General features: G+C 35.5%; 21 protein-coding genes. 9 read left to right on the forward strand and 12 right to left on the reverse strand.

Translation table 11 applies throughout. From position 1 onward, the window contains the following. Positions 1-7 precede the first annotated feature (7 nt). The 4 genes from JJL45_RS04900 to JJL45_RS04915 all read left to right on the forward strand — a co-directional run bounded on the left by JJL45_RS04900 (position 8) and on the right by JJL45_RS04915 (position 4,176). A complete protein-coding gene (locus tag JJL45_RS04900; protein WP_067147183.1) occupies positions 8-328 on the forward strand; it encodes a hypothetical protein in 321 nt (106 codons plus the stop codon). 21 nt (positions 329-349) lie between these two features. Further along, positions 350-571, forward strand: coding sequence for a hypothetical protein (locus JJL45_RS04905; RefSeq protein ID WP_067147184.1), 222 nt, complete (start codon positions 350-352; stop codon positions 569-571). Between the two features lie 20 nt (positions 572-591). Continuing rightward, on the forward strand, positions 592-1,371 hold the full coding sequence (locus tag JJL45_RS04910) for an RMD1 family protein (protein WP_202664331.1): 780 nt from the start codon (positions 592-594) through the stop codon (positions 1,369-1,371). 210 nt (positions 1,372-1,581) lie between these two features. Continuing rightward, positions 1,582-4,176 carry a carbohydrate-binding protein gene (locus JJL45_RS04915; RefSeq protein ID WP_202664332.1) on the forward strand — a complete coding sequence of 865 codons (2,595 nt, stop codon included), beginning with the start codon at positions 1,582-1,584 and terminating at the stop codon, positions 4,174-4,176. A gap of 40 nt (positions 4,177-4,216) precedes the next feature. On the opposite strand, the gene JJL45_RS04920 is transcribed toward JJL45_RS04915, so the two are convergent. Beyond that, positions 4,217-5,650: a mannosyltransferase gene (locus tag JJL45_RS04920; RefSeq protein WP_202664333.1), complete on the reverse strand. Its 1,434-nt coding sequence runs from the start codon at positions 5,648-5,650 to the stop codon at positions 4,217-4,219. A gap of 128 nt (positions 5,651-5,778) precedes the next feature. Here JJL45_RS04920 and JJL45_RS04925 point away from each other — a divergent pair, with 128 nt between their 5' ends. Then, positions 5,779-6,132 (forward strand): DUF2085 domain-containing protein, encoded by a 354-nt coding sequence (locus tag JJL45_RS04925; protein ID WP_202664334.1) that lies wholly within the window; start codon positions 5,779-5,781, stop codon positions 6,130-6,132. A 10-nt stretch (positions 6,133-6,142) separates the two neighbouring features. Continuing rightward, positions 6,143-6,346 (forward strand): hypothetical protein, encoded by a 204-nt coding sequence (locus JJL45_RS04930; RefSeq protein ID WP_068602800.1) that lies wholly within the window; start codon positions 6,143-6,145, stop codon positions 6,344-6,346. 93 nt (positions 6,347-6,439) lie between these two features. Here the strand turns inward: JJL45_RS04930 and JJL45_RS04935 are convergent, their stop codons facing one another. The 4 genes from JJL45_RS04935 to JJL45_RS04950 form a co-directional block, all read right to left on the reverse strand. Beyond that, positions 6,440-7,930, reverse strand: coding sequence for a cellulose synthase family protein (locus JJL45_RS04935; protein WP_068602799.1), 1,491 nt, complete (start codon positions 7,928-7,930; stop codon positions 6,440-6,442). Beyond that, complete coding sequence (locus JJL45_RS04940) at positions 7,927-8,619, reverse strand: glycosyltransferase family 2 protein (RefSeq protein ID WP_068602798.1); 693 nt, start codon at positions 8,617-8,619, stop codon at positions 7,927-7,929. Before JJL45_RS04940 ends, JJL45_RS04935 begins: the two co-directional genes overlap by 4 nt. A 746-nt stretch (positions 8,620-9,365) precedes the next feature. Beyond that, positions 9,366-10,973, reverse strand: coding sequence for a 4Fe-4S binding protein (locus JJL45_RS04945; RefSeq protein ID WP_202664335.1), 1,608 nt, complete (start codon positions 10,971-10,973; stop codon positions 9,366-9,368). Positions 10,974-10,982: 9 nt separating this feature from the next. Beyond that, positions 10,983-12,290: an NAD(P)/FAD-dependent oxidoreductase gene (locus JJL45_RS04950; RefSeq protein WP_202664336.1), complete on the reverse strand. Its 1,308-nt coding sequence runs from the start codon at positions 12,288-12,290 to the stop codon at positions 10,983-10,985. 282 nt (positions 12,291-12,572) lie between these two features. Between JJL45_RS04950 and JJL45_RS04955 the strand changes: the two genes are divergently transcribed. Next, a complete protein-coding gene (locus tag JJL45_RS04955) occupies positions 12,573-13,307 on the forward strand; it encodes a metallophosphoesterase family protein (RefSeq protein WP_067147203.1) in 735 nt (244 codons plus the stop codon). Between the two features lie 2 nt (positions 13,308-13,309). On the opposite strand, the gene JJL45_RS04960 is transcribed toward JJL45_RS04955, so the two are convergent. From JJL45_RS04960 to JJL45_RS04990, 7 genes are all read right to left on the reverse strand, one after another. Continuing rightward, positions 13,310-14,824 (reverse strand): carboxypeptidase-like regulatory domain-containing protein, encoded by a 1,515-nt coding sequence (locus tag JJL45_RS04960; RefSeq protein ID WP_068602795.1) that lies wholly within the window; start codon positions 14,822-14,824, stop codon positions 13,310-13,312. Positions 14,825-14,898: 74 nt separating this feature from the next. Then, on the reverse strand, positions 14,899-15,609 hold the full coding sequence (locus tag JJL45_RS04965; RefSeq protein ID WP_068602794.1) for a TIGR04283 family arsenosugar biosynthesis glycosyltransferase: 711 nt from the start codon (positions 15,607-15,609) through the stop codon (positions 14,899-14,901). Then, positions 15,602-16,354 (reverse strand): DUF547 domain-containing protein, encoded by a 753-nt coding sequence (locus JJL45_RS04970; RefSeq protein ID WP_068602793.1) that lies wholly within the window; start codon positions 16,352-16,354, stop codon positions 15,602-15,604. Before JJL45_RS04970 ends, JJL45_RS04965 begins: the two co-directional genes overlap by 8 nt. A gap of 4 nt (positions 16,355-16,358) precedes the next feature. Next, a complete protein-coding gene (locus JJL45_RS04975) occupies positions 16,359-17,261 on the reverse strand; it encodes a sterol desaturase family protein (protein WP_068602792.1) in 903 nt (300 codons plus the stop codon). 99 nt (positions 17,262-17,360) lie between these two features. Next, a complete protein-coding gene (locus JJL45_RS04980; RefSeq protein ID WP_068602791.1) occupies positions 17,361-17,924 on the reverse strand; it encodes a transposase in 564 nt (187 codons plus the stop codon). 75 nt (positions 17,925-17,999) lie between these two features. Continuing rightward, on the reverse strand, positions 18,000-18,968 hold the full coding sequence (gene arsM, locus JJL45_RS04985; RefSeq protein ID WP_068602821.1) for an arsenosugar biosynthesis arsenite methyltransferase ArsM: 969 nt from the start codon (positions 18,966-18,968) through the stop codon (positions 18,000-18,002). A 51-nt stretch (positions 18,969-19,019) separates the two neighbouring features. Continuing rightward, positions 19,020-19,832 carry a purine-nucleoside phosphorylase gene (locus JJL45_RS04990; protein ID WP_068602790.1) on the reverse strand — a complete coding sequence of 271 codons (813 nt, stop codon included), beginning with the start codon at positions 19,830-19,832 and terminating at the stop codon, positions 19,020-19,022. Positions 19,833-20,075: 243 nt separating this feature from the next. On the opposite strand from JJL45_RS04990, the gene JJL45_RS04995 reads away from it, so the two are divergent. Further along, positions 20,076-20,933, forward strand: a complete 858-nt coding sequence (locus JJL45_RS04995) for a serine hydrolase (protein WP_242521419.1) — start codon at positions 20,076-20,078, stop codon at positions 20,931-20,933. Positions 20,934-20,944: 11 nt separating this feature from the next. Next, complete coding sequence (locus JJL45_RS05000) at positions 20,945-23,761, forward strand: Npt1/Npt2 family nucleotide transporter (protein WP_068602788.1); 2,817 nt, start codon at positions 20,945-20,947, stop codon at positions 23,759-23,761. The last annotated feature ends 76 nt before the right edge of the window (positions 23,762-23,837 follow it).

The raw sequence follows: 23,837 nt of genomic DNA on the forward strand, positions 1-23,837 counted from the left end.
AATAAGAATGAAAAATAGAAATGATAATTTAAAACGTGTCATTGTTGATTTTAAAAAGTTAACGCCTGAGATACTATCCTTATTGGTAGAACGCTACCCTGATGGCTATGACGATGATCAGATTATATCTTTTAGAAATCAGCACAACGAAATTATCGAAGCTGTAGAAGTGACGACTCATGATACCAAATACTTGGTAAAAGTAAGTACTAAACTTGCGATTACTATGGAGAATTATGATGAAGATGACTACGAAGATTTCGATAATAACGATCCTGAAGCTGTACAAGAGCCAGAGATCGAAGGTGATGACGACGAAAACGAATAACAATTAACAACATTTAGTGCTATGAGAATTGCCGCTTTTAAATCTTACAAAAACGGTTACTATAATTTTTGGTTTGAAAATGGCGAGGAACTTGCTTTTGAAGATGTTCACCCTCGCGTTTTAAAACAATTCGACTTAAAAAACGATAAAAGTCTTATCGATAAAGACTTTAAAATCACCTTCGTTGAAGATGAAGATGGCGACGATATTTTTTATCGTATCGAAAGTTTAAAGCCACTTTAAAAGTTTTTAATTAATACAGCATGTACTCTGTAGTTGCTTACCAAGTAGCTCGTGCTATCCATATAAAAAACTGTAAGCAGGAGTTGCCGTGGCAGCTCCTGTTTCAAGATAGCGATGAAATTTATTTTAAAAGTTCTAACCATAAATTCATCTATATTTTTCAATCTGGCATGGTAAGTTTTTTTAACCTGACCACCACTGAAATTGATGATGCCTTAAACAATATCCGTAAATTTTGCGATCACTATTTTTCTGAAAAGCTTTCAGAATCTCTCGAAATACGCGTTGAATCTGACACCTTAAAAGTACAGTTCGATCATGTTATTTTACCAGAACTGGACGAGGAAATGATTCGATTGGTACTGCTTAATACGTCGCAGTCGGTGGCTTTAAGCCGTTATTCGGAAATAACCGAAGAACTTATTATTGAAACCAATCAGCATACTTTATTCCTTGAAAAAAATGGAAAGCTTAATATTTCAGGAAATCAACTGAAGCGTTTTATTGGGAAGATCTTAAACATCAAAAACAAAATCTCTGAGAATTTGTACATTTTCGATGCTCCCGAAATTACCTGGGAAAATGCACAGCTTAACAAATTAGACTTAGGTCTAAAGCGTGTTTTCGACTTAAAGGACCGGTATCGTATCATACACGATCGCATTGAAATTATAAAAGAAAATTTAGAGCTGTTTAAAGACATCATGGATCACAACGAAAGTAGCCGTTTGGAATGGATTATCATCATTCTAATTGTTATTGAAGTGATTGATATGTTTATTACAAAAATCCTCACCTAAAACGGCTACTATGTAAAAAGTCTTTATCAAGAATGCTACTTTTCTATTGTTCAGTGAAGTAAACAACTGTACGTTTTTTCTTAATTGATAGTTTTGATCTAAATAAACTGTACATAAACTGAACATGCTGTAAAACCGTAAAATTTTAGTTAACAAAACTTATAAATTGGCAACAAAACCAACGTTTAAACAACTAAAATTGAATTAATTATGATTAAAACAGCAACTGTACATGATTTTGCTGTCCGAAAAAAGGGCAGCAATCATGTAAAAAAAAGAAACAACCAACTTATTTGGATGCTAACGGTTCTACTTGGTACTATGGGTATGCATGCTCAAGATTGGGCAGGAATCCCAATTCCAGCTAACGCAGGTGATGCGAAAGTGTGGGAACTACAAGAACAGGTTTCCGACGACTTCAATTATAATTTTAATTCCGCTTCATGGTCTAACTTCGGTTCAGGTAATAAGTGGTACAATTTTTACCATAATGCTTGGGATGGACCAGGTTATACCTATTGGAAAAACCAAAATGTTACCGTTGATGGTAGTGATTTGGTTATAAATGTAGGGTACACTGCCGAAAATCATAAGGGTGGTAATTACGGTGTGGCCTCAGGCTGTGTGACTTCAAATAGCAAAGTGAAATATCCGGTTTATGTAGAATCGGCCATTAGTGTGGCAAATATTTCATTGGCTTCATGCTTTTGGTTACTTAGCCCTGATGATACCGAAGAAATAGATATTATTGAAAACTACGGAGGCGTAAACGGTTATAAACATCTCACGCATATTAGTCATCACTCTTTTGTACGTAGTCCTTTTACCGACTATCAACCAAGGGACACGAATTCGTGGTATCCAGATAGTCGTGTAAATACCAGTTATGGATGGGGCGATTGGTGCTGGAACAATGGAGATCGTCGTTATATGCGTATGGGCGTAAATTGGATAGGGCCTAAGCATTTTGAATATTACATAGATGGTGAGTTGGTAAGGGTGATGTACTATAATGCTATTGCAACCAACTACAATGGTACATGGCAATATACCTACTTTAACTCTATGAATTGGAATGTTAACGGTTACAATTTGCCTACAAATAATGGTTCGGGTTACACCGATGTAACGGTGCATGCCACAACCGCAGCCTATAGTTTTGAAAAACTTCAAGAGGCTTCAAATGCGTCTAATGGTTTTAATGTTATTGATCCTGCTTGGTTTCAAGGTGGCGATGATCAAGACCTTGACGGAAACGGGGTAACGGTTGAAGCTAGAGGTTTTACCAAAGAGATGGATATTATCATCAATATGGAATCACAAAGTTGGTTGGCGGGTTCTACACCTTCTGCAAGTGATTTAAACGATCCGACTAAAAACACCATGAAAGTTGATTGGGTTCGTGTTTATAAACCTGTGAATTCGGGAAACGCTGATGTGGCGGTGACCGGAGTAACTTTGAGCCCTGCTACTTTAAGTATCGAACAAGGTGCTACAGCCAACTTAACTGGAGCTGTTACTCCTAGTACAGCAACCATTAAAACGATGACTTTTTCTTCTAGTAACACAGCGGTAGCTACCGTCAATCAAAGTGGTGTGGTAACAGCCGTTTCCATTGGAAATGCTGTAATTACGGCAACCACTACCGATGGTGGTTACACTGATACGAGTAGTGTTACCGTTACAGATAATTCAAATTCGGGTAACGACGATACGATTGTTATTGAAGCTGAAAATTTCGCAAGTACGACAGGGACTTATAATGATGGTTTCGTGCCTTATGGCGTGAATGCCGGAACAACAAAAATTAATTATGTGAATAGCAATGACAGTGCTACATATAATATTCAAGTGTCTGAAGCTGGAAACTATGAGATATCTTATGCGATTTCAACTCCAGTGGCTAATGCTGCTATTAGTTTTTATGCCGATAATGTGCTTGTTGGCGCAACTAATGTTGTAAATAACGGTCAGTGGGATGCTTATCAAAACTTAAATTCAGGGCATCAAGTGTATTTGAGTGCGGGAGCGCATACCATAAAAATTGTAGCTAGTGGTTCCAATGCCTGGCAGTGGAATTTAGATAAAATAACATTAACCAAATCGGTATCTGGAGGTACAACACCAGGTAATATCATTATTGAAGCTGAAAACTTTACAAGTACCACAGGAACTTATAATGATGGCTTTGTGCCTTACGGGGTTAACCAATCTAGTGTTGGCATTAACTATGTGAATTCAAATGATGAAGCGGTTTATAGTTTTTCTGTACAAAATTCGGGAGTATATAACATTCAGTATTTGATATCGACACCCGTTAATCAAGCGCAGATTTCTGCTTATGTGAATAATACTTTAATGGCTACCAATGCGGTTTCTAATAATGGTGCTTGGGATGATTATCAAACCTTAAACACTGCTTCAACTGTAAGTTTACAGCCAGGATCACATACGTTGAAAATTGTGGCTAGTGGTAGTAATGCATGGCAATGGAATTTAGATAAAATCATTTTAAGTTCTGGAGCGACATCAAAACAAAATGAAGATTCTAAACAAAGTGCCTCTACCGAAAAGTCGAGTCAGTTTGTGTTTTATCCAAATCCAGCTTCCGATGTGTTGAATATTTCAACCAGTGAAACCATCCAAAAAATACAAGTTTATAGTATTACCGGTGCCGTAGTTTTACAGCAAAAGGGCTATAACGGGGCTTTGGATGTTCGTGAGCTTTCCAATGGTTTATACTTATTACAGGTAACTACAGCCGAAGAGGAAGTCATTACAAAACGTATTGTCATAAGTCGATAGACTTATAATTATTTTATTAGTTAAGAAGAAAGCTCGCCCATTATACGGCGGGCTTTTTGTTTGATTTTAGGAAAACTTCCCAAATAAAAAAACCGTACACTACAAGGTATTCTAAGGAAATGATCCATAAGTTCTCCGATTTATCAGATTGATTAACGTTTACATAAGCCAAATAGCTTAAAATAATAACAAAACTCCATACCGATGGGAATTTATATTTTGTGAAAACCGAGAGTATAAGTAATGTTGCGACATACCAAGGGTGCACAGTAGTGGCTGTAAAATAATAAAAGGAAAGCGCGAAAAGCATGGCAGTAATAAGTTGTACTGAAGTTTTGTTTTTTCTGAATAAAGCCATGCCCATAACAACTGCAAAAACAAGTATCGCTATGGTTTTTCCTATAAAAGCAATTTCGTTATAGCCTCGAAAGGTATAACCTATCGCTCTAGCGATATAATATAAACTGGCGTTGAATTCAAATTTTTGAAACCACAGTGCCACTGTGGTCGCGTAATTATTGATAAATTGACTATTATAAAAAGGCAGGAATAATAACATGGTGCATAGGCCTATAATACTATAAAAACACAGCAGTTTTACTATGTTTTTACTTCTTGAAGTTCTCTGGTAATCTGGGTTCTTGGAAGATTCTAGATTATGATGTTTCTTTTCAAAATCACCTTTTAAAAACCATTGGAAAAATAAAGGCAGAAAAAGTAGTGGCATTAATTTCACTGAAATGGATAATGAAAAAACCACAGCTGCCCACATCCATTTTTGACTTAATAACAAGTATAAACTCCAAATTAAAAAGAAAATCATCACCCCTTCAAAATGTAAATTTCCAGTAAGTTCAATGATGATAAACGGATTTAATACATACCAAAATATAAGATAGGTGGGTTTTTGTAATTTAAGTAATATTTTTTTTCCGAAGTAAAGAGTGCCTAAATCTGCCGCAATAATAATAAGACGTAACACCACAACAGACCCCAAAATACTTTTGCTTGAAAAGAGTGCTGCTATGGCAAAACACAGTTGGTTTAAAGGTGGGTAATTCGAGAAATGGCTAGCATTCAATTCGCCCATACCTTTTCGAAGCTCTAATGCTTCAGCAATGGGGAATTCGGCCTGCTTCATAAAAAAATCTACCGTATTAAGATACGGATTGTAACCTTCTAAAATCAATCGGCCATCCCAAATAAAACGATAGAAATCTTGTGATAAATTAGGGAGCGCTAAAATAAAAACGGCTCTACATCCGAAGGCCAAATAGATTAAGGCTTTTTCGTTATGCTTCAGCATTTGCATCAGCTTATAAAATAAAAAGAAAAGTGCAGTATAAAGTGAAATGAGTTTGATGTAATCGGTACGTATGAGACGATAAGCAAAAGCCCAGTAGCATATGAAGCAGGAAACTACTAGTAGGATTGGGATTTTATACGTTTTTAAAAGGCTCGTGTTTGTAAGCATTCGTTAAAGATAAGTTTATTTGTTTTTCATAAACTACATTATAAATAAATATTCTGGTTTGTTTAAAGGGAATTAATTACCTACTTTTAAAAGCGCTGTTTACTTTTAACAGGACATCGAAATCATTTATGGTAGACTCTAATAGATCGCATTTACACTTTACCTTTTGCCACCAGAAACCTGAACGTTCTTTCTTCTATAAAGGACGACAGTTTCCTATTTGTGCAAGATGTACAGGGATACATTTAGGCTATTGCGTGTTTCCTTTTTTGGTTTTTGGTGTTTTTAAAATTCCTTTACTCTGGTCGATATTGATGGTGATTCCAACGTATTTAGATGGAGCGCTTCAAGCCTATTTTGATATTATGAGTAATAACAAAAGACGCTTTGTAACTGGAGTGATTAGCGGAGTAGGGAGTATGTCTCTAGTTTCAATTATTGGGATTTATATAGGAAACCAAATACTAACATTTATCAATTAAATTCAACATTATGACAGATCAAAACAATTCAAAAGATGAGTTAAACATTTTTTTAAAAATCATTTCATTTTTAATGCCAATAGTTGGAGCTATACTTTATTTTGTGCATAAAAGTGATAGCCCTAATAAATCCAAAGCCGCTTGTCATGCTGCTTTATGGGGATTAGGAGTTGGAATCGTTATTCAGATTTTAGTTACCGTTTTTGGAGGTTAAAATCATCCTGAATGCAAGTTGTTTGAATAGAAGCTTTGGTGAATAACTAGGTGCTTCTATTCAAATTTTTTAATACACAGAAAAGGCGTTGTACTAAACTTTAGATCGTAAAGATTTAAAGAACACATAGCCAAAACCAATAAAAAGCATCAAGTGAAAAGGAAATAATCCGAAGTCACCACCTTGATTACCTACCACAAAAGCACTGTACATACCAAAAGCGAAATAAAGCATTAATAAACCTTCAAAAATCACATTTATAGAAAGGTTTTTGGCAAGATATTTATTGCTTTTCCAACTATCCTTATACTTACTTATGTTGAATTTTGGAGTACGTACAAATTCCGATTTTTTCCCAATATGTCCTTCTACAACGGCAATGGAGTTATGTAATGAAAAGCCCATGGCTATCGAGAAAAAGACGAAAAACATACCAATGTATCGTATGAAATTCTTAAAGCCGCTACCATAAGTGTTTTTATACATAAACCAATAGCATATAAAAAAGATGATGGTACTCATCACAAAGAAACTCATCACATAAAAGTAAGGTCTTAAGTGGGCATATTCGTTCTTTATGTATAGCATAGGAATACTTAAAATCCCAACAATAAGCACGTTTAAAAACATGGTGCTATTAAGTAAATGTAGTAAGCCGTGTACTTTGGTTTTAGACGAAATTTCAGAGTTTTTAATAACTCGGCCTAACATTTTTCTAAAGTTTTCAGCGCCTCCTTTATTCCATCTAAATTGCTGCGAACGTGCTGCACTAATAACTATTGGTAATTCTGCAGGGGTTTCAACGTCTTCTAAATATTTAAATTTCCAGTGTTTTAATTGGGCACGGTAACTTAAGTCTAAGTCTTCAGTAAGAGTATCTCCTTCCCAGTTTCCTGCATCGATAATACAGGTTTTACGCCATAATCCGGCGGTACCGTTAAAGTTGATAAAATGTCCTTTACTATTTCGTCCTACTTGCTCTAGAGTAAAATGGGCATCTAAAGCAAAGGCTTGTATTTTAGTTAAGATAGAGTAATTTCTGTTGATGTGCCCCCAACGTGTTTGTACAACACCTATGGCTTCATCTTTAAAATAAGGCACCGTACGTTTTAACCAGTCTTTTTTAGGAAGAAAATCAGAATCAAAAATGGCAATAATATCCCCTTTAGCAATTTCTAAGCCTTCTTTTAGGGCTCCGGCCTTAAATCCTTTTCTGTCTGTACGAGTTATATGAGTGATATCAATGCCAGTAGCATGAAGTCTTTCAATTTGTTTTTTGGTACTAATAACCGTTTCATCAGTAGAATCGTCTAAAACTTGAATTTCAAGTTTGTTTTTAGGATATTCAAGTTCCACAATGTTGTCAAGTAAGCGTTCCATCACGTACATTTCGTTGTAAACGGGCAGCTGGATGGTAATGAAAGGTACCTCATCAGGATTTGATAAATCAAGTAAAGGAGACGTGTCTTCCTTCTTTTTTGATGACAAATAATTAAAAAGTAAATTTAGCTGAGCTAATGCATACATAAAAATAAGCAGTAACGAAATACTATAAATAACTATTATTGAGGTTTCTAAAATCATTTTTTTATACTGTATTTAAAAATCCAACCAAGAATTTTTGCGCCTGCAAATATAGCACCTTTTATCGTACCAGACACTTTTGAGACACCAATTCTATTTCTGTAATTTAGAGGGACTTCTGTGTATGAAAAATCGTGTTTCAAAGCTTTAAGTTGCATTTCTACCGTCCAGCCATAAGTTTTGTCTTCCATGTTGAGCGCCAATAGTTTGTCGTACTTAATGGCTCTAAACGGACCTAAGTCGGTGAATTTTGCATTGAAAAATAAGCTCATTAGTGATGTGGCTAGCCAGTTTCCGAAAATTTGAGGCGTGGTCATAGCGCCTTTTTCTCTAAGGTTTTTATCGCGTGCACCAACAACAAAATCAATATTGTCATTGATAATTGGTGCAACAATTTTATTTAATTCTTCGGGGTAATCGCTGTAGTCACCATCTAAAAAAACAACAATATCTGGTTTGGTAGGTTGTTCTGCAATGTACTGCATGCCCTTTAAACAGGCGTATCCATAGCCTTTATTGGATTCTGTTAATACAGTGGCTCCAGCCTTTTTTGCATTAATTTCAGTATTATCCGTAGAGTTATTGCTTACCACAATAATTTCATCAACTAAAGATGGAATAGCATTCACAACAAGGCCGATAGAGTCAGCTTCATTGTACGCAGGAATAATGACTTTAATATGAGTCATTTGCAGGGTTGTGGTTTGGGTTTTGGGTTAAGTTTGCCGCAAAGGTAATTTTTTAATTTAATTATTTGTTAAATTCCTGAATTCTAGTTGATTTTTTTTGTAAGGTATTTTGTAAGTGAAGCTTAGGTTTGCAAGGATTCACGGAGCTATTCAAGAAGAAACTCCTCTGTGTGTCATTTTGTATCTCCGTACAACTTCATATAATAATAGTTTTAACACAGAGATTCACAGAGTTTTCACAGAGATATTCAAGAAGAAACTCCTCTGTGTGTCTTTGTGTATCTCCGTGCAACTTCGTGTAATAATAAGTTTAACACAGAGACTCACAGAGTTTTCGCAAAGTTTTTACAGAGCTGTTTAAGAAGAAGCTCCTCGGTGTGTCTTTGTGTATCTTCGTGTAATAATAGTTTTAACACAGAGACTCACAGAGATTCGCAAAGTTTTCACAGAGATATTTAAGGAGTAACTCCTCGGTGTATCTTTGTGTATCTCTGTGCAACTTCGTGTAATAATCGTTTTAACACAGAGACTCACAGAGTTTTCGCAGAGTTTTCACAGAGCTATTTAAGGAGTAACTCCTCTGTGTATCTCCGTGTAACTTCGTGTAATGATAAGTTTAACACAGAGACTCACAGAGTTTTCGCAGAGCTGTTTAAGAAGAAATTCCTTGGTGTGTTTTTGTGTATCTCAGTGTATCTCCGTGTAATAATAATTGTAGCTGCAAAAATCACGAGTGTAACAATCAACTAGCATGACTTACCATTCACATAATCCATCAAATCCACATCATTCCCGAGTAAAATATCATTAGAATTGATACGCCCTTTCATGCTGTCGTTTTCAAGTTTTAAAACACCTCTAGGGCAAACCGCAGCACAAATACCGCAGCCCACACAACTTGAACGTACAATGTTTTCGCCTTTTTGGGCATAGGCACGTACATCGATACCCATCTCACAATAGGTGGAGCAATTTCCGCAGGATATACATTGTCCGCCATTGGTGGTAATTCTAAATTTTGAGAACATCCGCTGCTGAAAACCTAAAACAGCCGCCATCGGGCAACCAAATCGGCACCAAACACGGTTTCCTAAAATAGGGTAGAAGCCTGTACCTATGACCCCCGAAAAAATAGATCCAATATACAAGCCGTAGGCAGAACGTAGAACGCTAGATTTTACAAAGAACAGACGTTCACTCGTACCAGTGTAATGCATGATAAACAGCGCAGCGATAATAACGAAGAAACCTAAAGCTCCATATTTAGCGTCTTTACCCAATTCATGACGTTTAAAAATCATAGTTAACGCAAATACTAGGGTTAGTAAGCCGCCAACACCTATTAGGAAAGTAGATTTTGTAAGCCAATATTTAGTAGAGTCATGACCTAAATAACTGTAAATAACAGCCGTAGTCATAATCACCGAAAAGACTAAAACAACATGAATTAACCAGCGTTCCAATTTCCAAGCTGATAATTTTTTACTGCTTAATTGTCTGAATGGATCCCCAGCAGTTTCTGCTAATCCACCGCAACCACAAACCCATGAGCAGTACCAACGTTTTCCGTATTTATAAGTAAGAAAAGGCGAAATGACAAATATGGAAAGTATACCAAAAATTAAAAGTGCTAGCCCAAGGTTTCCAGAATTTATAAAACCGTTTACCGACCAGCGGTCAAATAAATAATAGTTAAGCGGCCACATACTTTTTATATCATAGTAAGGTAAATTGTATTCTGGCCTTTCGTTTAATCGGGCCATAAATTCAGGAATCAAAAAGGCGAAGCCTAACTGAAAAAACATCACGGAAACCGTACGTAGTTGTTGATACCGATTATGACGGTATTTTAAAATAAACTTATAACCGAATATTAAAATAGCGAGTGTGTACAAGGCGCCATAAACAAACCATTGGCTCGCTGGTCGACCGCTTAACAGAAAGCTTAAGGGATCGAAAAGCGCTATGAGTCCTGTATTAGCTTCTCCCGAACTTCCTTGTCCTAAATACTGCGGAAAGAAGTATAACACCAAATAAAACCCTGTTAACACGATGCCTAAAATCCAAGCACTTACACCACGTGAGGTTAAAGACTTAAACCAAACACCATCATTTTTTATTCCTTCCAATTTGGTGGTGTATAAACTGTGTGAAAAAAGTAGGGTGCCTGCAGTGATTAAACCCAAGGACAGACTTAAAAACAACGTTTTATTAGGGAAATTGGTGTTAAAAAGCGCTAGTGCTAAAATAAATAGCCCAACAACGCCTATAAAAACGGCGATTTTTTCTTTGGTAGAAAGGCTGAATGTTTCCGAGGGAGTTAACGAAATGCTATGTTGTTGTTTGTCGTTCATGTAGGGATATTATACAGTTTGCAATGTCTGGTTATAAGCTGAAAGAATGTCACCTTCGTAGGTTTTATAAAATTCAGGGTCGAAATTGGCTTCAGCTAAATGATTAATTACAAAATGAACATCTCGCTTTTCGGTGAGCCATTTGTCGAAAGTTTCGTGTCGCATACGAATACCAAAAGTATTGATGCCTAAAAATTGATTTGTATTTTCATCATAAGCTACCGTGATGCATTTGGTGTCATCGTCATGTATCCAATGGAAATGCTTTTCGTAATCTGGTTTGCCTTTTTTGCCATGAACCCAACCATACGTTTGATATTCAATATCTAAAAATTTGGCCGAGTTAAACCAATGTCCTGGATTGTAAGCCATACGATTTCCGCAAATGGTTTGGGCTAAAGCTTCACCCATCATACGCCCTGTGTACCACACCGCTTCAACTGGAGGGCGTTGGCCTACGGGTTCTATTTGTTCGGCACAATCGCCAATGGCATAAATATCAGGAATATTGGTTTCTAAAAAACGATTCACTTTAATGCCTTTGTTGGTTTCAATATCAGAATCTTTAATAAAATCGATATTCGGAGAGACACCAGCGGTAAGTCCAACAACGTTACAAGGAATTTCTTCGCCCGTTTCTTCAATAATTACCGATTTAACTTGGCTATTTTCATCAGAAACAATTTCCTTTAAGTTTGTGCCAAGGCGTAAATCGATATGGTGATTTTTAATGTGACGATTAATCATGTCACTTTCACCTTGCGGTAAAATACCGTTCCAGAAACTTTGCTCTCGCACTAAAAAAGTAACAGGGATGTTTCGAGAATTTAGCATTTCTGCAAGTTCAATGCCTATTAAACCGCCTCCAACAATAACGGCCCTTTTACAGGATTGATTATCGGGAGCATATTTTTCTAAAAGGTCTAAATCTTGTTTGTGATACAGGCCCATAACGCCTTCCAAGTCTTGCCCTGGCCAACCAAATTTATTGGGCTTGCTACCGGTGGCTATAATGAGTTTATCGTAATTTAGAGTTTCGCCATTTTCAAAATAAAGCGTTTTTGTGTCGCTTTCAACCTTTTCAACAAAAGCCTTTTTTAATGCTATGCGGTTTTTCTCCCAAAACCAATTTTCATAAGGCTGTGTATGCTCAAAGGTCATGTGGCCCATATAAATGTACATTAGTGCAGTTCTGGAGAAAAAATATTCGGTTTCCGAAGAAATGATGGTAATCTTCTTATTAGAAAATTTACGAATATGCCTAGCCGCCGTAACGCCCGCTATGCCATTTCCTATAATTACAACATGTTCTTCCATGGATAAAAAATGCTTGTTTTTTGTGTTTTGAAACTTTTAAAGCGTACTCTAGTATGCTAAAGTTGATTTATGGGTCGTAGTTAAAGGTAATAACTTAAAAGTGGACTTCAATTTAGAACTGGTTTAAATTGATAAATGAGATTTTTTTTTGGTTCGTTTCTTCATCATTGAAAAAAATCAAGCGTTAAACTATTTACTTAGAACGGGAATTATAATATTTCCTTAACCTTTCCATTTAATATTTTAAAAAGAAACTGTTAGTTTTGCTGAAAACAGATAATCATGAAGCGTACCATTGCTATTGGAGATATTCACGGCGGATTAAGAGCCTTAACTCAAGTGTTAAATAAAGTTGAAGTTAAAGATGAAGATAAACTTATTTTTGTTGGCGATTATGTTGATGGTTGGAGTGAAGCCGCTCAAGTTATTCAGCTTTTAGTCGAACTTTCCGAAAAAGTAACATGTGTATGCATAAAAGGAAATCATGATGTTTGGACTGAAGCATGGTTGCGTTCTGGAGAGGTGAATCCTGTTTGGTACATGCACGGTGGTAAAGAAACTATGGAAAGCTACGAAGGGTTTTCAGATGAAGAGAAACAGATTCACTTAAACTTTTTTGAAAACATGCCTTTGTATCATTTAGATGATGAAAACAGATTGTTTCTTCATGCTGGATTTACCTCTGTTAAAGGTGTAGAAGCCGAAATTAATCCGGAATACTTTTACCTAGATCGTACCCTTTGGGAAATGGCACTTACCATGAAGACCGATATTCCTGAAGACGATGCTATTTTCCCTAAACGATTAAAACTTTACAAAGAGATTTATATCGGACACACGCCTACTACAAATTTCGGTGTTGATGTTCCTATGAATGTACTGAATGTTTGGAATATCGACACAGGGGCCGCTTTTAAAGGTAAAGTAACAGCTTTAAATATCGATACTAAGGCGTTTTATCAAAGTGATAACTTACCCGATTTATATCCAGATGAACCTGGTAGAAATAAGAGTTAGGCTTATTCTATACTCTTAAAGTCCTTAATAGCTTGGTTAGGCTCAATAACATTATAGCCTTTCCAAAATTCGGGGTCGTAAGCAGGCAAGTACACTGGTTTTACTTTTGGTTTTTCGGTAAAGGCATCAAAATCTGCAGTTGTGAGTGCATCGTTATCAAAAATAATTAACTCACTTTTTTCGATATTGGCAACCTCAAAATGCACATCAGTAGACAATTCATTTTGTTTTCTTCGGCCTTTCGTGTTCTTGTTTTTTTCAATGATTTTTAACGGACGCTCGATCTCGAAAGTGGAGCCGTCTTCTCTATCGGCGTATTTTAAATCGTAAGAGCCTTCGCTGTTTTTGGCGTAAATGATGGTGCCTTTTTTAAGGTAATGTCTGTATGAAATGCCTAGTAAATTAAATTTTTTCAAAGGTTTTACATTTTCATAATCTAAACGTACAATGGCAAAATCGTCAACATTTACATAAATAACACCTTTGTAGTCTTCGCTGCGTTTGGGGTTAAATCGTATTTTATAAACGAAATTGTCATTTAAAAAGCTGTAATCTTCTAGTTTAAATTCGTAACGGTTGGATTTGCTAAGAAAGTTAAAATCGCTGTCTTCAAAAATAAAGCTTTCGCGCTGTAAGTCGGATATTGCAGATTTTCTATGTTTCAAAAAGTTTTCTTTACGCTCTTTTTCTTTTTTCTTTTCTGCTTCTAGCATGGCGTCTGTTTTGGAAACTTGGTCGTTGTCAATGGTATCAAAAAAGGTTGTGTCCATATCGCTTTTAGTTCCAAAAAAGCCAGATTTTATTTTAAAGTAAGAATCGCGTTTTATATGTTTTTTTAAAATGTTATTAAACTTTTCTTCGTAAGCCTCAAAAGTCACCTCATTGCTTTTGTCGTATAAATGGGAGGCTTTAATAATGTCTAATTTCTGCTCGCTTTTAATCCCAGATTTACCATAGATGTCGGCTAAGATTTCGGTATAATCATCGGCGTTTTTAGGTAAGTCAGATAATACGCTGTCTACAAATTGTTGGTTGAGTTCGGGAATGCTTGATTTTTTAATTTCGACGTCGTTTTTTAAAATATGATTAAAATTAGAAGCTCGATAAAAAAGTCTGCTTTTTATAGGGTTGTGGTTGTAATTACTTTCTAAGTTTTCGTTTATTTTTTCAATGATTTCCTCGGCAGAATAATTTTTATTAGACACCAAAACTTCTTCGAGTTCGATAGATTTTTCACTTAAAAGAATGATGGCATCTTGAAAACCTTCAATCAAATACTGTTTTGTTTCATAACCAAGAGACCTGATTTTTAAGGAATCGGTTTTCGATGGTTTTTCATTTAAATACAGCAGAAAATCGCCGTTTTCATTACTAATAACGCCCGCTTTTTCGTTTACAGAAATTGTAGCGTATGGAATGGGTTTTTTCGAAACCGAGTCTAAAATTTTAGCCTGTATCGCTTCTTGGGCTTGTAAATAAAAAGGACCTATAAAAAATAAAATATAAAGATGTTTCATGAAATTCGTTTTTATAAATGTATAACGAATAATAAACACATTTGTAACATTTAATTTTTTATTAAGGAAATTTATTACGTTTTAACATTTACATGTTTTTTGTAATAATCGTGTAAATCTTGGGCAGAAGCACCAAACCACTTTTTCACATAAATGGTCCAATACAAATATTGAAGTTTCCAAACGCCATGTTTTTTATAGCAACGAGCCGATGTTTGCAACGGTTTATTAATCACCACAAACTGCTTTCTAGCAAAGAGTTCATTAATCAAGATGTTGTCTTCGTAAATGATATAATTTTCATCATAGCCACCAATCTCATAAAAAAGGGATTTTGTGATAAACTGACTTTGGTCGCCGCCACGACAAGCCCGCCAGTTAAACTGGGTGAGCCAACCTGCCAATTGTAACCACCAATGGTTGCTGTCAAATTGCATTCTAAAACAGCCTGCTGCATGGCCTTTCTCTACTTCATTTATGATTAGTTGGTCGAAGTTTTTAGGCGGAAAAGAATCGGCGTGTAGAAAATAAAGAATATCACCGGTTGCGTGTTTGGCTCCAAAATTCATCTGCTTGGCACGGCCTTTTTCAGAATTTAATAAGCGTATTTTTTCATGAGTAAATGCCGAAACTAGCTTTGGGGTTTCATCGGTGCTACCACCATCAACCACTATAATTTCAGCAATATTTTCCGCGGAAGCGTTTTCTAAAAGGAGACTTAATAGCTTCTGGATAAAAGGTGCTTCATTTAAAGCCGGAATTATTATCGAAATTTGTTTACTCATTGAGTTTCCAAATATAGCTTTTAAATTGAATTTTCGCTTTCGCGGAAATGGGTACAGTTGTATAGTGGTTTATAAAATCGATTAACGTGCCGCTTTGTTTGAAATCGTTTGTAAACCACTGGAATATTTTTGAAAGTTCTAAGTCGTTTTCTGAAATGCTGTTCTTCGTTGAATCATTAAGGAAATCTGTAGCCGCTTGATTTAGCTGAAGCTCTAGTTTAGAAGCTGTAAAGGCACTGTTTTGGAGTTTCGGACACGATACTGCGGCACACACAATCGCGAAATGTATACGTGGCTCATCCATTTTTCTTAAGATTTTATGTTCAATATCATGAAGGTTGTAAGTATCTCCACCCAGCGTCCATAGTTTTTGTTTCCACGGATGTTTAATGTCTTTAATGCTTTCAATAGGGTAGTTTCTAATAATAAGATCTATGGTCAAAGCATTGTAAGCATTTATCCAATAGGCTAGTTTTTCTTCGCGACTCCATTCCGGTTGAGCTGTGTTTTTACCAAGTTGGTTGATGTAATCTTGTAATATTTTTTTATCCTTTATAAAACCTTTATAATTGACTTTACCTTGGTTTGATACATGTTTTTGAAGTAAATCATGCCATAAACCATGATCGAAAGTATTTTGATTTTCGGTTAAAAGCGTGTTTGTTTTAGAGGGTATATCTGGGGTTTGTAAAGAAAAACAAGCCATTGTTGATGCTAAACAAGCCAAAAAAGTGAACCATTTCATACGCTTATTTTTTTGTTTTTTGTAATGAAGAATCGCTTATGTAAAGCTCTTGATTGATAAAGTCTTTTGGGAAATTTTCATCACCTTCAAAACCCAGCTCAATATCTTTTCCGCTATGTGGTAAGTACTTGGTTTTAAAAAGATAGTCCCAAATGCTTAAGGTGAGTCCGTAGTTCATACCATATTTTAAATGTTTTGGTAAGGATTTCGCATGATGCCAAATGTGCATTTTGGGGTTGTTCAAAATGTATTTTAAAACACCATAGTCCCAGCCCAGATTGGCGTGATTTAAGTGTCCAATAACAATACTGAAAAAATATACAAAAGCAACATCCTTGGAACTGTAGTTTCCTATAACTGCCAACGGAATATATAGTAACGATTTATATACAATGGGTTCCATCCAATGGTATCGCAAATGTGCTGCAAAGCCCATTTCTTTAACCGAATGATGTACTTTATGAAAATTCCATAACCATGGGACACGGTGTAGTAGGCGATGGGTATTCCATTGAATAAAATCGGAAACCAGAAAGAAAATTAATAAGCCTAACCAGGTTGGTAATTGGTTTACATCGAAAATTTGAAAACTGGAAAGGGATAGCCCAAAAGTCCCCAAAAGGTCGTTCAGGATTTCGGCTGCCGTATTGGATAAGGCTATTAAAATAATAAGGTTTAAGAGGAAGAAATTGAAGAACATATAAAACGTATCCAACCAAAAATCTTTCCTGAAAATCGATTGGTTTTTACGCCAAGGAAACAAGATTTCCAAACCCCAAACAATTAATGAAATTATAATTAAACCATAAAAATAATTGTACCAGTGGCTCGGAAAAAATACTTCTTGTTTTAAGTAATTCCAATAGCCAGTATAGGCGTTTTTTATGATGTTAATGTATTTTTCCATCCAGTTTCCGCGAAGGCGGGAATCTTTGTGTTAATAATTCGTTTATGGTTTTTTTGAGTGGTTTCTAGACCCTTCAGGTTTTTAAAACCTGAAGGGTCTTTACTCAAGAATTAAATTTTCATTTTCAATATTTATAATAACTTTTTTTTGTTGATGAGTTTCTTTAAAATTAACTGATTCATCAAATAAATTAATGACTTCTTCTCGTTCTATGCTTGTTTTGCCTTGTGATATTAAAGCTTGATAAGAAGAATGTTTATAGGTGCTAAAATTGTTATGGATTTGGTGATTTTCAGGATTCAAGTGAATGTATAAAATCAGTGTTCTAAGATAATCTTCATTTGAAACGCATATTCTTTTGAAAGGCTTTTCTAGGAGGCTTCCTGTTCTATTGTATTTTTTATTGATTGCTTTCGTGTAGGCATTGAATAAATTTGATAGTTTTTGGGAAGGCCGAGGACAATCTTCATTTATCTTTAATAAGAGATGAAAATGATTTGGTAAAAGGCAATAGGTTAAAATTTTAAAATCAGGAATGAGGTGTTTTTTGATTAAATCTAAAAAATAAGTGTAATTAATATCTTCAAAGAAAATATTTTGTCCGTTATTTCCGCGATTGTATATGTGATAATAATGTCCTGATACAAGTTTTTCTATTTGCATTTTTTCGGTTCTAAAATTTATTAGAATAATTAGAGACCCTTCAGGTTTTTAAAACCTTAAGGGTCTACGCAGGAATTAACAACATCCACCACCATCATAATGAAAAGTCGACGGACTAATAAAAATATCATCTCTATTTAAATTAGCTAAAGCGGCAGCGGTTTTATCACAAACGGCTAAAGGCTGATTTTTAAGTAAAACATGGCCTTTTTTGTCATCAAAATAATCGGATTCACCGTAATAAATAGCGGCTTTTCCTGTGAAAACACATGGGCCATCTTCTGGCATTGGGTCTTTTATAGCGGCTACTTCAATCGATTCGATATAGATTAATTCGTCGGTTGGGTAATTTTTAGGATCGAGAATTCGGTAAGGTTTTCTAGCACGAATTTCAATGGTGCCAAAGCCAGCATCGGTAAGTGCTTTTACGTATTCGTTAATGGGCAAACTTCCGCTTAAACATAGGGCACGCAAGCGCTCGTCGTTACGTAAGGTATCATTCATAGGTTGTTCGCAAGTAGGGTCGCTCATTACCAGTTTGCCATGTGGTTTTAAAACGCGATACATTTCAGCAATGGCTTGCTTTAAATCTTCAGCTTTAAAAATATTAAACAAGCAGTTTTGTGCTGCAACGTCTATGCTATTATCTTCAACAGGAAGATTCATGGCGTCTCCTTTTTTCAGAGCTACAAATTCACTTTTAAACCAAGGGTTTTCGGCTTCAGCTTCAATAAAGTTTTTCCTAGAAGCTTCAAGCATTTCATCAACGACATCAACACCTATAACACCATTTTTCTGACGGTTAAAATAGGCGAATTGTAATAATTCCATACCGCCTCCAACGCCAACATAAAGCATTTTGGGGTTGTTAGATAAATCGCGCGCATGAACCGTAGAACCACAACCGTAATTCATCTCCTGCATGATTTTGGGGATTTTTAATCCCGGTAATTCCCAAATAGGGTTAGTGGTGCAGCATAAACCTACATCTGGGGTTAATGCGGCTTCTTTATAAACGTTGTGTGTAGTGTCTAAATAGCTCATTTTTTTAATGGTTTTTTTGTCAAGTGTCAATAGTCAAAGGTCAACGAGTTCCTAAAGACTCTTTATTAGCTCTTTAAATAGGGTGATCATATCTGGTTCGGCTTTATGTGCCATGGCGATGATGTCTTCAATATTTACAGGTTCTAAGTGGTCTGGGTCGCATTCATCGGTTAAAACTGACACAGCAGCCACTTTTAATTTTAAATGATTGGCCACAATAATTTCTGGAACCGTACTCATTCCAACGGCATCAGCACCTATAATTTTAAGCATGCGATATTCGGCGCGTGTTTCTAATTGCGGACCAACAACACTAGCGTAGACTCCAGAATGTAATGTGATGTTTTTTACTTTGGCAATGTCTTTAAATTTGGTGTTTATTTCTGCATCATAAGGAGCGCTCATATCAACAAAACGTTCGCCCATTTTTTCTACCCCATTAAAAGCAAGAGGTGAACTGCCTTGTAAATTGATGTGGTCTTCGATAAGCATAATGTCCCCTTTTTTAAAGTCTAAATTAATAGCTCCGGCCGCGTTGGAAACTAATAAGGTTTGAATGCCTAGTTTTTCCATAATGCGTACTGGGTAAGTCACATCTTGAAGCGTGTAGCCTTCATATAAATGGAATCGGCCTTGCATGACTATAACTTTCTTGTCTTCTAGTTCACCATAAATTAATTTTCCTTTATGGAACTCAACAGTCGCAGTTGGAAAATAGGGGATGTGGTTATAACTTATTTCCTTAATGATGTTAATGTGGTTAATCAGCTGTCCTAAGCCAGTACCTAGTATGATGCCGATTTCTGGTTTGTCAAATCCTTTTTCTATTAAATATTCGGTTGTTTTTTCTATCTGATTAATCATAATTGTGTTTTTATAGGTTTCAAAAGAAGCTGAAATTAGAATTTTTTAATGGTTTTGATACAGGATCTATTTTAAATAACGGTTTTATAGTTTGCTTAAACCTTCAGCCATATTTTTGTTTTATATTTGTTATAGGTGCCTTTTACTAAAACTTGACATCTTAATTTAAAAGCTTACCATATGGTTTTGAAAATTTCAAAAACTACATACGCACTATTCTTGTTTTTTTTTCTAACGGTTTCTATGAGTTTTGGTCAACAAGTGTTGCCAATTAAAATCTCCAAACTGCCAGAATTAAAAACAAACAAATGTAAGGCTCTAGAGAAGAATTTAAAAGCCGAACTGTCTAGAAATGCAAAATGGAAATCACTTATAGCCAATAAGAAAATGTCTATTGCTGTGGTCGATTTAAGTCATCACGACATGAAGTATGCTGGGATTAATGGAGATAACATGGTGTATGCGGCCAGTTTACCCAAAATAGCAGTCTTATATGCGGTTATGGACGCCATCGACAAAGGAGAGGTTAAAGACTCTCCAGAAATCCGTAAGGATTTAAAACTCATGATTGCCAAGTCTAACAACGCTGCGTCAACCAGAATGATTGATTTGGTAGGTTATAAAAAAATTGAAGCGGTATTACGTAAAGCGGGAAACTCTTTATATGATCCAGGGACAGGAGGCGGATTATGGGTAGGAAAACGGTATGCAGCAGCAGGAAAGCGCTATCCAGATCCTATTAAAGGGTTAAGTCATGCAGCGACCCCATATCAAGCAGCAAATTTTTATTACCATCTGGTTTTTGGTAAACTTATAAGCTTTCAGCGTTCTGCCGAAATGTTAGAAATATTAAAAGACCCAGAATTGGGGCATAAATTTGTGTATACTCTTCGAGATATTGCACCTAATGCTAAACTATATCGTAAATCGGGATCATGGAAAAATTATCATTCCGATTCAGTACTCGTTTGGGGGCCTGAAAGAAGGTATATTTTAGTGGCTTTAATAGAAGATCCTAGAGGGGAACAAATTGTTAGAAATCTAGTTAAGCCTGTAGAAAAAGTTTTAAAAAATTCGAAAACCTTAAATTGTTCAAAATAAACTAGCATAACATGGTAAAAAGACTGTTTCAGAAAACCTTTCATATTCGAGAAGGTGAATTTAAGATATCCATGTTCATGCAGCTGTATATCTTTCTAGTGATTACAGTGCTGCTTTTGGTTAAGCCTACAATAAATGCCTTATTTTTATCCCATTTAGGTGCCGAAGAATTGCCTAAAGCCTATCTTTTAGTGGCCTTTACCGCGGTTATAACGGCCTTTTTTTATGATAAATCTTTACAGTTTTTTAGCATAAAAAATATCGCCATAGTCTCTTTAGTCAGTTTTAGTTTATGCTTTTTTTTACTAGCCTATATCTTATATAATAATTTAAGTAACGATTTTATTCTATATGCCTATTATTTAAGTGTGGCTATTTTTGGTGTGGTGGTAACCTCTCAATTTTGGATTATCGCCAACATGATATATAACGCTAGGGAGGCTAAACGCTTGTTTGGTTTAATTGGAGCAGGAGCTATTATTGGTGGTATTGTTGGTGGGTATTTAACAACCATTTTATCTCAAACTTTTGGGAGTATTTATGTTATTCTGTTAGCTTCCATATTGTTGTTATTTTGTATTCCTATTATCATGTGGGTATGGAACCATAGATTGCATAATACTACCGATACAGAAACCGGTAAAACTCAAAAACCGACACCAAAAAAACACCATTCTGCATTAAAACTTATTTCAAGCTCAAAACATTTAACCTACTTGGCACTAACGGTTGGTGTATCGGTAATCATGGCTAAATTGGTCGATTATCAGTTTAGTGATTTTGCTCAAATAAAAATATCAGACCCCGATGAGTTGGCGTCGTTTTTCGGCTTTTGGTTCTCTACGTTTAACGTGTTGTCATTGGTTATTCAACTGTTTTTAACCAACCGACTTTTAGCATGGCTAGGGGTTACCTCTAATTTATTGTTACTTCCCTTGGGGATCGCAGCAGGTTGTTTATTATTCCTGATCTTTCCAGAATTATGGGTGCTTATCCTACTAAAAGGTATGGATGGTAGCTTTAAACAGTCCATTAATAAGGCCGCTGTCGAGCTATCTATTATGCCAATTCCTTACGAAGACAAAAAACAAGCAAAATCGTTTATTGATGTGGTGGTCGATAATATCGCTACGGGTATAGCAGGTTGCTTACTTATTTTTGTTGTAAAGAAATTAGATTTGCATTCGCATTACATCACTGTCATTATTTTATTCTTTTTGTTTGTTTGGATCATTTTAATCTATCAACTAAAAGGAGCTTATTTCGATACCTTCAAAAAGAATATTTTAAGTGCCATAGGGAGTCATGATATAGATGGTTTGCGAAGCACTAAAAAATCGCTTCATGCCTCGGTTATAAAAATCCTTAATAAAGGAACCGATCAAGAAATTATTTCCTTGTTAGAAAGCCTAGGCGATACCATTGTCGATGTGCATAAGCCTCATATCGAGAAGCTCCTAGATCATCCATCCAATGAAGTGAAAGCTGCAGCCATAAAAGAAATTTATTTCTTTAAACATGGCGCTGCCGCGGATAAAGTCGCTCAACTTATTGAAACTAATGATGATGCCGAGGTGGTTTATGAAGCCATGGAATACCTGCTGTTGCATACCCATATTGATGAAGATAAGCTGTTCAAGAAATATTTGGATCATAAGAAACCATATATAGCAGATGCCGCTTTATTATGTTTGGCGGAATTAGCGATTGACAATAAGAAATTGGTTAAAAATTATAATTTGTTTGAACGTATTGATAAACGAATTATCGCCATAAAAAATCCTGATATTGAACATACTCAAGAAGAAATTGCCGAGTTTTTAGTTACCATTGGTTATGCTCGTAACCCCAAGTTTTTTGATTTTATTACGGACTATTTAAAGTCGGATAACTATTATTTGTTGAAGCATGCTGTTAAGGGAGCTGGGGTATCACTGTATAAACCTTTTATAGGAACTCTTTTAGATTTATTGAAAATTGATGCCATTAGGCCGGCTGTAGTTACCGCATTAAAAAACTTTGGAAATGATGTACCTAAATACATTATAGAACATGATGTATATAATTCTTTCGATATTAATATAAGAAAGCATTTCCCTAAAGCGATAGCGTCTATTAGAACACAAGACTCTTTAAAAGTTTTAATGAGATTAGCGCTTTCTAGTGATCCGTTTATTAGACATGAAGCCGCTAAAACTATGGTTGATTTGCATTTTAAAGAGGGTGGTATTAAAATAGATAAGGAGCGTGTTACCCAAACCGTACTTAGTGAGTGTGGGTATTACCTAGAACATTTGGCCATTGTAAATATACTTCAGGAGTCTACATTAGTGTCAAATCCTAATAATGCCGAATTAGAAATTAGTTTAGAACAGCTAATTGGCTTATTACGCCTGGAATTAGACTGTAGTATGAATGTGGTTTTCGAAGTGCTAGCTTTAGTACTAAGTGAAGACGATATGGAAATCGCTTATTTTGGGTTAAGAGACGAATCGGAAAGTGTTAAAGTGAATTCTATTGAATTTTTAGACAACTTACTAAGCGTTGGTTTGAAGTCCGATTTAATGCCCATAATAGAGCATCATTTTATACAAGAACAAGAAATCAATGGGCTTGCTGAGGTAACAGAAGCCTTAGGAAGTGCTACAAACTGTATCAATAAGCTATTAAAGGATGGAACTATTGACGTGAAAAAGGCGGTGTTAAATTTGGTGGTTCATCTAGATGATATTAAGCCATTTAAAAACGCCTTAAAACAATTAACCCATCATAAAGATGACGTTATTTGTTCTAAGGCGTTGCAGATTTTAGAAGCCAATAAGTCTTAATCTAACTTAAGTTTTAACTCAAGGCTGATAACTTGGTTTTTTATGATGTTTTTCTGTTAGTATGAGCATCGAAGGT

Source organism: Tamlana sp. s12 (assembly GCF_016767215.1).
Lineage (GTDB): Bacteria > Bacteroidota > Bacteroidia > Flavobacteriales > Flavobacteriaceae > Pseudotamlana > Pseudotamlana agarivorans.